Source organism: Mycoplasmopsis bovigenitalium, from assembly GCF_900660525.1.
Taxonomy (GTDB): Bacteria; Bacillota_I; Bacilli_A; order Mycoplasmatales; family Metamycoplasmataceae; genus Mycoplasmopsis; species Mycoplasmopsis bovigenitalium.
The window spans coordinates 555415-567677 of sequence record NZ_LR214970.1; the positions used below are offsets into that span (position 1 = coordinate 555415).

Here is a 12263-nt window from a genome sequence, read left to right on the forward strand (position 1 = left end):
AAGTACAAGCCTAATGCCTGTACTTGTTTTATTTATCTAAAAGTTTACTAATTTAACTATTATTATTTAAATCATTTTTAGCTTCTGAAATTAATGTTTTAAGTTCTGATGTTAATAACTGATATTCGTCATCGCTATTATTTTTATTTTCTATTAAAGTTTGTAATTTTACTTCTAGTTTTTGATAATTATCAATGATTTGTTTGCGAGTTTCATTTTGATTATTTGACGAATTTATTAAATTAGAAAACTCTTTGTGCAATGCAGCAAATTCCTTGAATGTTTCACTACTATTTGCATACTCAAATCACGATTGAAATTCTTCTTTAAATTTATCAAATTTTTGCATTTCAAAAGGCATTAATACTGGTTTGTCTTTTTTTATCTTAATATGATTTTTATACAATTCGTCAGATTTTGGTTTTCAATATTTTTCAATGAAGTTTTGCAGATTTTTATCAGATATCTCTTTAATTTTTTCATCAACAATTGATTTTAGATACTCGCTAATAGAAAATGTATAATCATGAGCAAAAGATCACATTTTATCTAAATAATCTTTTGTTTGGTATTTATTAAATTCTTCTCAACTTATATCAAATATATCTTTTTTAAATTGTTGCTCTTTGGGTGCATTTGGATTTAGTAATAAGTATTTATCATCTTTAAATAATGAACCATTATATATTGTTATTAATTCTGCTCAAGAATGCTGTGGTGTATAAACATCTTTTAGATAATATTGATCTAATATCTCACCATTAGTTCCGTATCTAGTTAGTATGCCTTTATGGTAATTACTGTTGCCATATTCCAAGTGAGTTTTAGCATTGCTGTAATGAGTAAATCTGTCTTCTTTATATCTTAAAGGGATATTTGTTTCACTAAGTGTTGTTATGCGATCAAGCTCATCTCATTTTTCGTCTTTAAAAATATTTATATCATTTAGTTTTCAAAATTGATCAAAACCATTACTTTTGGGCGTCTCACCATTTTTTTTGATTACTAACAAACAAAGTACATTTTCCTTATTGTTAAAATTATCTTTGAATTCATCTGAATTAAGTATTTTTTGATAATCTTTAAATCAATCAAAAATTATTTTAGGATCAGAAATTTTTGCTGAATTGTATTTCTTATCATTCTTATAGTTTTCAGATTCAAAGTATTTTTTCTTATTTTCTATAACTTGTTTTTGAATTTGCAGAACTTCATGATATTTAGCAATTTTTTCGCTTTCAAAATATAGATGGCCAATATCACTATCACTATATGGTATGGCTTTTAATTTTTCAATCAAACCAGACCCGTTACGTAAATCTCTACCATATAATTCATCATCAGAAACGGCTATATAGTTATAGTATTTTGAGTCTGGCGCAATTTTATTTATTAATTGATATGTTTCATCAATTGCGCGTCTTAAATTATCATTACTTGCTTTCGCTAACTCTTTATTATATTTTTCAACTAATCTTGAATTCAATTTATCAATAGTTTCATTGTACTCTTTTAAAGCTTCAAAAGTTGGCGCTTGATTTGTTTTCTCAAAATTAGAAATTTTATCAATTTGCGTTTGGTGTTCTTTATTGATTGGCTCCAAAAACTCATCAAAGTAACCATTAGGTAATTGGTTGCGTAAACCCAACATTTTGTCATCAATATATTTGTTCAAAGCTTTTTCGTATTCATTGATTTCGTTATAATCTTTTTCTAATTCTTTTGCTAATTTATTAATTTCATTGATGTTTTTATTTTTTACTAAGTTATATTTTTCTTCAATTTTTTGTAACTTGTCTGAATAATAATTATTTATATATTGTTTTTCAGCATCAGATAGAGGCGAATCTTCAAAATCATTTGACCAACCACTGTTAAATGAATCATTTGTTTCTTTTATTTTTTGTCTATTTTTGGCAATATCTTCTTCTAATTTAGCACTCAATTTTATTGCATTTTGTTTATTTTCATTAATAAAAGATTGAAGTTTGGCTTCTGTATTTTTAAATTCCGTTTCTCAGTCTTGATTGTTTTTACTTTTTAGCGAATTTATTTTATTAATTGATTTATTTAGCACAGTTTTTTGTTCATCTAATAATGTTTCATCGTCATTTATTTTTTTAATTAAATTTTGAATTTTGATTTCATCATCATTAATTTCGATACCTTGTTTATCTGGTTTAGATATATCAGTTGTGTTTAATGTTTTTGGCTTGCTTACACGTTTATTAGAATTCACTACAACCAAACTTGTTAAATAAATAGAACTAGCCACAACAACTGGTGAGAATAGTGATAGTAAAATTTTGTTTAACTTATGCATATGCACCTCTTTTACTAATTTTATTAGTAAATTAATTTAAACAAATTATACTACCACACATTTTTATATGCAAAACTATAACCGAGTTTACGGTCTACATAACTTTAAATATGAAAATATATTGCATATCTTGTTCAATGACAGTGTTATATTTTTTAAATGAAAAATAACTAAATAATTAAATTCAGCAATAAAAAAATATGAATTAAATTTATAACTCATATTTTTTTATTGCTAAATTGTAGACGACTTTTGAAATTCCTGCTAACTTGTTTTTTGCCAATGCATCTATATTGTGAACTCGTTTAAATTCACTAATTTTAAAGGCACAATAATCAATAAATTCACTATTTTGATTAGGTTGAATTATTTTATTCAATCCGTAGTAAGTTAAATATATAGATATGATGAATAAATTTTTAAGTTCATTTAATTGATAATTATTGTCTAATAATTTAAATTTTAAAATGTTTAAAAATGTTTGTGAATATGCATTATACACTTTATCAATTTTCTCTTTTCAATCAATAATTCTGCTTGATAATGAATTTTTTCTCATTTGATAAGTGAACAACTTTTTATTTAAAAATTTGTGTTTTGGGTTAGAAAGAAACAAAAGATATGTCATTCTTATATCTTCATAATCATGCTCACTAAAGCAAATATTATATTTCTCACAAATATTTAAATAGTATTCTTTTTTAATTAATTTGCCTCACGCAAATAAAGGATTGTGTAAGAAAAAATCTTTTGGATCATCAACATCATAATTTTTAAAATAGGGAAAATTAGGAAGCGAAACTCTTATGTTTTTTGCAATTTCAAAACAATAAACAGCTTTTGAAGAAACGATATCATAATCTTTATCAAGTGAATTAGCAAATTCTTTAATTGTCTTTGGACTCATTTTGTCATCATCATCTATAAAAACAAAATAATCGCCAGTAGCCTTCTGAATTAAAAAATCTCTATTAAATCCCACTCCAACGTGTTGATTATAGTCTTGCAAATCATACACTTTTATTCTTTTATCTTTTTGAGCTCAATTGTGCAAAATTTTTAAAGTGTTATCTGTGGAATAATCATTCAAAACAATTATTTCTAAATTAGGATATTTGTTTTTTACAACACTTTTTAATGAAAAATAACTTAATTTTTCAATATTATGGCATGGAATTAAAACACTTATTTTCAAATTATTTTTGTCCATACTTTCTCCTAATTTATTAATCTAGGTACTATTATTATATATTTAAAATTAATCCATATTGATATTAATATTAAATAATTAAAATAAAATTAAATTTTACATATACCAATTGTTATTATATATTGATAATATATTTATAAATTTGCTAAAATTTTAATCATAAAAATGACCCGTTGCTTTTTGCAACATTTTATTTGAAAATTGGAGTTGGCATGAAATTATTACCTATTAAATTTAGTTATGTTAATATTTCAAAAAACATTTATAGCCCCGATTTTTTAAACTTGGCAAATATACATAATGAAAAAATAAATTTTGATGAAAAAACAAAATTTTTATCCGCTGCAACAAAAAACAAATTAAATCAAGAAAAAATAGAAAACAATAACGAAAGCGTTTATGTATATTTATATAATGGTAAATATGGTGTTGTTGCCGACTTAGACATTTCAGAATACAAGAAAGGCAATATTAAGTGCCATGAATTGGTTTTACCTGATATTGTGCAAGGAATGATTGCTAATTATCAAATTTATAATACTGAAACAGCGCCTGTTTTTATTGTTCATAAAGAAGAAATAGATCTTAAAAACTTTACTCAAGAAGTTAAATATAATAAATTTTATGATTTTAGCAATATAAAATTATTTCAATATACTGGTAACAAAGCTAAACTTTTATTAAATAAATATAAACAAATTAAATCTATGTTCATTGCCGATGGACACCACAGATTGTATGCTACATCAATGTCAAAAAATAAGAAAAGCATGTTAGCATCATTAATGAGTTTATCACAAGTTGATATATTACCAATTCATCGAGTATTAAATAATATTGATGCTTCAACATTTGAAAAAGCTAAAAGCTTTATTGATAAAATGTTCGAAATATCAAATGAGCAAAATTTATCCAAAGGCAAAGTTAATGTAACTTATCAAAATGAATCTTTTGTTGTGAAACTTAAAGATATGTATGAAGATTTATTTTGAAATAATGACATTTATCGACTTAATACTCAAATAATATCAACGGCTTTTAGAATTTTAGATTTTAGTCAATGTGAAACAGTTTTTCAAAGTGATTTAGAAACAAGAAAAAGAAATTTATCAAAAAATGATGTTCTTTTTGAACTTTTCCCTGTGAGTGCGAATGAATTTATTGAAATATCAAATAATAATTGTATTCTGCCGCCTAAAGCAACCTGTTTTGAGCCAAAATTTCCATCATTTTTAATATTAAAAAAATATTGTTAGAAAGGGAAAAATAAATGCAAGCGTTAATTTTAGCAGCCGGCAAAGGCACTCGTTTAAAAAAAATAACTAAAGATAAACCTAAATGTATGGTTGAGGTTAATAACAATACTTTAATAAAAAAGGCATTAGATATTTTAGATAAAAAGTCGCTTAGCCAAATAATAGTTTTAACGGGGTATAAAAGTGATTTATTAAAAAATTACATTAACTCATTAGACTTAAAAACCAAATTAAAATTTATAAATAATGATGATTTTGACTCAACAAACAATATTTATTCAATGTTTTTAGCAAAAAACGAAATGATTAAAGAAGATACATTAATACTAGAGTCTGATTTAATATTCGATGAGCAAATTATTGACGAACTAATTAATGATGAAGAGAAAAACTTGGCATTAGTTTCAAAATATGAAAGTTGAATGGATGGAAGTTGTCTAAAAATAGATGAAAACAAAAAAATAACCGATTTTGTTTCAAGTAAAGAATTTGATTATAGCCAAGTAGATAAATATTATAAAACCGTTAATATTTATAAATTTTCGAAAGAATTTTCATCTTCAACATATTTTCCTTTTTTAGAAGCATTAATTAGTGCAAAAGGAAAAAATGATTATTACGAAGATGTATTAAAACTAATCATCCAACTTAATAATCACGATTTGTATGCAAAAATTACACCTAATAGTTGCAACTGATATGAAATCGATGATGAAGCTGACTTAAATATAGCTGAATCTATTTTTGTAACTGGAGAACAAAAATTAATAAAGTTTCAAAATCGATATGGAGGATATTGAAGATATCCAAAATTACTAGATTTTTGCTACTTAGTTAACCCATATTTCCCGCCTAGAAAAATGATAGAAGAATTAAAATATAATTTTAAAACATTATTGGAACAATACCCATCTGGACTAGAAGTTAATTCTAACTTATGTGCAAAAATTTATGGAATCAAAAAAGAAAGAACAGTAGTGGGTAATGGTGCAGCAGAATTAATTAAATCTATAATGGAAAACATGGATGGAAAAATCGGTTTTATAAGACCTACTTTTGAAGAATATCCAAATAGATATCCTAATTTAAAAAGTGTAATTTTTAATCCAAATAATGATAACTTCTCATACACAGTAAATGACTTAATTAGTTTTTTTGATGATAAAAATATTAAAGCATTGATATTAATTAACCCTGATAATCCATCTGGTAATTATATTTCTAAAAATGATATTATTAAATTAGTGAATTGAGCTAAACAAAAAGATATTACATTAATATACGACGAAAGTTTTTCGGATTTTGCTCAAGAGCAAAATAATAGTTTTGTTGATGATAGCATACTTGATTTATATGAAAAACTTATAGTTATAAAATCTATTTCTAAATCATACGGAATCCCTGGTTGCAGGCTAGGATTTTTATGCAGCGCTGATGAAAATCTTATTAGTAATATTAAAAAATCAGTATCAATTTGAAATATAAACTCATTTGGCGAATACTATTTACAAATATTTGAAAAATATAAAAAAGACTATTTAATTGCTTTAGAATTAATAAAAAAATCAAGAACAAACTTTATTGAAAAACTTATAGAAATTAAAGAATTTAGAATTATTCCTAGTCAGGCAAACTATTTAATGATCGAAATTCTAAAAGGTAATTCTAAAGATTTATGTATTAATATGTTAGAGAAAAATATTTTTATTAAAGATCTCACAACTAAAATTAATCTATATGATAAACAATTTATTAGGGTAGCTGTAAGAAGAGATGAAGAAAATGATTTGTTTATTGAAGCTGTTAAAGATTATTTTAATAATTAGTGCAGTTGAAAAGTTAATTGTAAATCAAAAAACATCTGTAAATTCTCAATGTAAAATGCGTCAAGATTTATTGCTTGGCGCATTTTACTTTAAGGATGAATAAAGATAATAAAATGGTTAAACCAACATTTTAATGTTGGCATTTTTTTATCAATAACACATTTATGAAAAAATGACACATATTTCCATAAAATGGAACTAATTTAGGCTTTTTTTAACACTAATTTCTTTTTTTTTTTTTTTTTTTTGTAAACTCATAGTATCTGCAAGCGAAATTAGCAGATATTTACAAAAATATTAAGGAGTTTAATATGGCAAAAACAAAAATAATATTAGCAAGTACGCTATCAGTTTTAGCAGTTGGTGGAGTTACTACTGCCGCTGTTGTTGTGACAACAAAAAATAAAAATAAAGAAAAAACCAAACTTGAATTAGGTAACACTGGTAAACAAGATAAACCAGGCGCAGGAAAACAAGATCAACCAGCGGATCAACCAGGTGCTGGTAAACAAGAACAACCAGGCGCAGGAAAACAAGATCAACCAGCGGATCAACCAGGTGCTGGTAAACAAGAACAACCAGGCGCAGGAAAACAAGATCAACCAGCGGATCAACCAGGTGCTGGTAAACAAGAACAACCAGGCGCAGGAAAACAAGATCAACCAGAAGATCAACCAGGTGATACTAAAAAACAACAGTTATTACAATTAATTAAAACAGAATACATAAAAAATGGTGGATATATTAATTATGTTTTTGAGTCAAACAATGAAATTTTTGATAAATTAAAAAATTCAAAAAATGACTTAGTTTTTGAAATTCAACATGAAAATGGAGTGCCTAATAAATTTAGCCCTACTAAATATGGTAATGGAGAAGGTTTGCCTGTCAGACTTATTAAAGATCTTGGGAATAAAAAGCAATTCGAAGTTTCACCATTATACTATTTCGATGCTAATCATAAAACCCCAAAAGGAAAATACACCCTTACTTCGCTATACATAAAAAGTGAGAACAATATTAATTTACTAGGAAATGCTAAACCAATAGTTGAAGTTAAATATTAATGATTAAACCAAAACAAAAAGTTAACACTAGGTGTTGGCTTTTTTGCACTAGTTTATTGTGTTAGTTTTTTATTTATGAGCATCCAAATATAATTCAAAAAAGCTAAATCTGCATCATTTCGCAAAACTATAATTATTTAAATTAATTGTATTTATTTATATTATTTTAAATTACAATTAAAGTATATAAACTTAAAATGAGGAGAAAATATATATGAAAATGAAAGCCTTGGTTTACCATGGTGAACACAATATAACTTTAGAAATGGTTGATAAACCTGTTATTCAAAAAGAAACAGATGCGATTGTTAAGATCACAAAAACAACTATTTGTGGTACTGATTTAGGTATTTACAAGGGTAAAAACCCAGAAGTCGCTGATGGTCGTATTCTAGGACATGAGGGTATTGGAATAGTTGAAGAAATTGGTTCAAGTGTTTCAAATGTTAAAGTTGGTGATAAAGTTTTAATTAGCTGCATTACACCATGCGGTAAATGCGATAACTGTCGTAAGCAACTTTATTCACATTGCCGTGAAAAAGAAGGGGGTTGAAAATTTGGCTACATGATTAATGGGACACAAGCTGAGTATGTAAGAGTTCCTTTTGCTGATAATAGTCTTTATAAATACCCACAAACAATTTCAGATGAAGTGGCGGTTATGCTTTCAGATGCTTTGCCTACTGGTCATGAAATTGGTGTTCAATATGGTAATGTTGCGCCGGGTAAATCAGTTGCTATTGTTGGCGCTGGCCCTGTTGGTATGGGAGCACTATTAAGCGCACAATTATACTCACCGGCACAATTAATTGTGATTGATTTAGATAAAAACCGTTTAGAAATGGCTAAAAAACTAGGAGCAACTCACACATTAGTTCCAGATGCCTCTTTAATTGATGAATTATACAAAATTGTCGGCACGGATGGTGTTGATGTTGCAATTGAAGCAGTTGGTATTCCTCAAACATGAGATACATGTCAAAAAATTGTTAAAGCAGGTGGCAATATCTCAGTAGTTGGTGTTCATGGTAAAAAAGTTGATTTTAATGTACAAGACTTATGAATTAAAAATATTACAGTTACAACTGGTTTAGTTAACACAAATACATTGCCAATGTTAATTAATGCGGTTTCAACTGGTAAATTACCTGTTGAAGGATTAATTACTCATAAATTTAGCTTATCTGAAATGATGAAAGCATATGAAACATTTTTAAATGCTGCTGATAATAAGGCAATGAAAATTTTTATTGATGCTACTAAATAGTTAAATATATTACCCCGCGCTAAGTGGGGTAATTTTTTAATTTAAGAGACTTTATTTAAAGTTACAGCAAAATTTACGTTTCTAATTAAATTGATGCGTATAGACCGCATAAAAAATAACAGAACATCTACACGTCAAGCCCAGATTAAATATGCTACATTTTAATTTAATAATAGTGTGTTAAGTAATTTATGTGCTTAGAGGCTAAATGAATTACTGCAAAAAAGCAATAAAAAAAACTGCCTAAGCAGCGTGTTCTCTGAAAACTGAATAGTAATTTTTAAATTCATTGAAATGTATTAAATACACATTACTTTTAAACCTATCGATTTATTAGTACTGGTCAGCTCAACATGTCGCCATGCTTACACATCCAGCCTATCAACCTTGTAGTCTTCAAGGAATCTCAAGGGAATACTAATCTCTGAGGAGGCTTCCCACTTAGATGCTTTCAGCGGTTATCCTTTCCGTACTTAGCTACCCAGCTATGCTCCTGGCGGAACAACTGGAACACCAGCGGTACGTCCGTTTCGGTCCTCTCGTACTAAAAACGGCTCTCATCAATATTCCAACGCCCACATCAGATAGGGACCGAACTGTCTCACGACGTTCTGAACCCAGCTCGCGTACCGCTTTAATGGGCGAACAGCCCAACCCTTGGAACCGACTCCAGCTCCAGGATGCGATGAGCCGACATCGAGGTGCCAAACCTTGCCGTCGATGTGATCTCTTGGGCAAGATAAGCCTGTTATCCCCAGGGTAACTTTTATCCGTTGAGCGACTGCCATTCCACAATGTACAGCCGGATCACTAAGTCCTGCTTTCGCACCTGCTCGACTTGTAAGTCTCACAGTCAAGCACACTTCTACCTTTGCGCTCTGCATACGGTTTCTGACCGTATTGAGTGTACCTTTGAACGCCTCCGTTACTCTTTAGGAGGCGACCGCCCCAGTCAAACTACCCACCACGCACTGTCCTCCTACCCGATCAGGGTAGCAAGTTAAGAAACTCAATATAACAAGGGTGGTATTTCAAGGTTGACTCCACTAGAACTAGCGTCCTAGCTTCAAAGTCTCCCACCTATCCTACACATGTTAGACCAAATTTCAATACGAAGTTGTAGTAAAGCTCCATGGGGTCTTTTCGTCTTGATGCGGGTACCCAGCGTTTTCACTGGGACCATAATTTCACCGAGTCTAGTGTTGAGACAGTTGAGAGATCATTGCGCCTTTCGTGCAGGTCAGTATTTAGCCGACAAGGAATTTCGCTACCTTAGGACCGTTATAGTTACGGCCGCCGTTCACCCGGGCTTCATTTCAACGCTTCGCATAAGCTAACGCATCCACTTAACCTTCGGGCACTGGGCAGGCTTCACCCCCTATACATCACCTTGCGGTTTAGCAGAGAGCTGTGTTTTTGATAAACAGTTGCCCCTCATAATTTTCTGTGGCTCACTTGCGTGAGCACCCCTTCTTGCGAACTTACGGGGTCATTTTGCAGAGTTCCTTAACACTAGTTTTCTCGCTCGCCTTAGAATACTCATCTTAGGGACGTGTGTCCGTTCTCGGTACAGGTTTCCATAATATTAAGTTTAGAAGCTTTTCTAGGAAGTATGAAATCAACTAATTCAGCTAAAGCCTATGCGTCATAGCTTCCGGTTAATGAATTGCGCATTTTACTACAATTCCCAGTAACTATTTGCCCCTCAATCCAGTAAGAGGTAAGCCTATCCTTCTCCGTCACTCCATCACTATTATAGAAAGTACAGGAATATTAACCTGTTGTCCATCGACTACGCGTTTCCGCCTCGCCTTAGGTCCTGACTTACCCTGGGTGGACGAACCTTGCCCAGGAAACCTTCCCCAATAGGCGTCGTAGATTCTCACTACGAATCGTTACTCATACCGGCATTCTCACTTCTTAGCGCTCCACCAGTCCTCACGGTCTGACTTCACCGCCCTAAGAACGCTCCTCTAACGTACATAAATGTACCCGTGGCTTCGGTTTCGTGTTTTAGTCCCGTTAAATTGTTGGCGCAGGGTCTCTTGACTAGTGAGCTATTACGCACTCTTTAAAAGATGGCTGCTTCTAAGCCAACTTCCTAGTTGTTTATGAAACCCCACAACCTTTCTCACTTAACACGAATTTGGGACCTTAGCCGACGATCTGGGTTGTTTCCCTCGCGAGCCGGGACGTTAGCACCCCGGTTCCGACTGCATGGCAATCCATAATGGTATTCAGAGTTTGATTATAGTCAGTACCGCTAGGCGCGGCCATTCCACATTCAGTGCTTTACCACCATTACTTAACACCACACGCTAGCCCTAAAGCTATTTCGAGGAGAACCAGCTATCTCCAAGTTCGATTGGAATTTCTCCGCTATTCACAAGTCATCCGGGCACTTTTCAGCGTACTACGGTTCGGCCCTCCACTTGGTGTTATCCAAGCTTCAGCCTGCTCATGAATAGATCACCTGGTTTCGGGTGTATGCCATCATACTTAACGCCCTATTAAGACTCGATTTCTCTACGGCTCCGCTTTTTTCCGCTTAACCTTGCATGATAACATAACTCGCCGGTCCATACTGCAAGATGTACGCCATCACCCTTAAATGGGCTCTGACTAATTGTAAGTAAGTGGTTTCAGAATCTATTTCACTCCCCTCTCGGGGTTCTTTTCACCTTTCCCTCACGGTACTAGTTCACTATCGGTGTCTGGTTAGTATTTAGCCTTACCGGGTGGTCCCGGCAGATTCAGACAGGGTTTCACGTGCCCCGCCCTACTCAGGATACAGTCAAGAGATTTAATGATTTCGCGTACAGGAGTATCACCCTCTATGCTACATTTTCCCAAATGTTTCTGCTATCATTAAATTTTGTAACTCTATGTAGACTGTCCTACAACCCCACTTTAAAGTGGTTTGGGCTGTTTCTCGTTCGCTCGCCGCTACTAAAGAAATCATTATTTATTTTCTGTTCCTCATGCTACTAAGATGTTTCAGTTCACATGGTGTCTCGCTCGACTTGCTATGTATTCACAAGAAGGCAACTAGGCATTACCCTAGTTAGGTTTCCCCATTCGGAAATCCCCGTTTCGTAGCTTATATCCAGCTCCACGAGGCTTATCGCAGGTAATCACGTCCTTCATCGACTTCCAGACCCAAGGCATCCACCACAAACTCTTACTTATTTAAAAGTATGTCCTTAATTTATTAAATTAAGATTTCCTATTGTTATGATGTGTATTTTAAGACATTTCAATGAATCATATAATTAATATGATTACTCGATGAATCAATACGAATAAACCAAATT

General features: G+C 31.1%; 6 protein-coding genes and 1 rRNA gene. 4 read left to right on the forward strand and 3 right to left on the reverse strand.

Annotated elements, in window-relative coordinates; all coding sequences use genetic code 4:
• Positions 1 to 52: 52 nt before the first annotated feature.
• On the reverse strand, positions 53 to 2323 hold the full coding sequence (locus tag EXC34_RS02390; RefSeq protein WP_129687766.1) for a coiled-coil domain-containing protein: 2271 nt from the start codon (positions 2321 to 2323) through the stop codon (positions 53 to 55).
• Positions 2324 to 2534: 211 nt separating this feature from the next.
• Positions 2535 to 3533 (reverse strand): glycosyltransferase family 2 protein, encoded by a 999-nt coding sequence (locus tag EXC34_RS02395; RefSeq protein WP_129687767.1) that lies wholly within the window; start codon positions 3531 to 3533, stop codon positions 2535 to 2537.
• A 212-nt stretch (positions 3534 to 3745) separates the two neighbouring features.
• Between EXC34_RS02395 and EXC34_RS02400 the strand changes: the two genes are divergently transcribed.
• The 4 genes from EXC34_RS02400 to EXC34_RS02415 all read left to right on the forward strand — a co-directional run bounded on the left by EXC34_RS02400 (position 3746) and on the right by EXC34_RS02415 (position 8949).
• The gene (locus tag EXC34_RS02400) at positions 3746 to 4789 is read left to right on the forward strand and encodes a DUF1015 family protein (RefSeq protein ID WP_129687768.1); all 1044 of its coding nucleotides are present in this window, start codon (positions 3746 to 3748) and stop codon (positions 4787 to 4789) included.
• Positions 4790 to 4803: 14 nt separating this feature from the next.
• Positions 4804 to 6615 (forward strand): aminotransferase class I/II-fold pyridoxal phosphate-dependent enzyme, encoded by a 1812-nt coding sequence (locus EXC34_RS02405; RefSeq protein ID WP_129687769.1) that lies wholly within the window; start codon positions 4804 to 4806, stop codon positions 6613 to 6615.
• A 311-nt stretch (positions 6616 to 6926) separates the two neighbouring features.
• Complete coding sequence (locus tag EXC34_RS03700) at positions 6927 to 7682, forward strand: hypothetical protein (protein ID WP_197722242.1); 756 nt, start codon at positions 6927 to 6929, stop codon at positions 7680 to 7682.
• 214 nt (positions 7683 to 7896) lie between these two features.
• Complete coding sequence (locus EXC34_RS02415; RefSeq protein WP_246003951.1) at positions 7897 to 8949, forward strand: zinc-dependent alcohol dehydrogenase family protein; 1053 nt, start codon at positions 7897 to 7899, stop codon at positions 8947 to 8949.
• 312 nt (positions 8950 to 9261) lie between these two features.
• On the opposite strand, the gene EXC34_RS02420 is transcribed toward EXC34_RS02415, so the two are convergent.
• A 23S ribosomal RNA gene (locus EXC34_RS02420) occupies positions 9262 to 12144 on the reverse strand.
• Between the last annotated feature and the right edge of the window lie 119 nt (positions 12145 to 12263).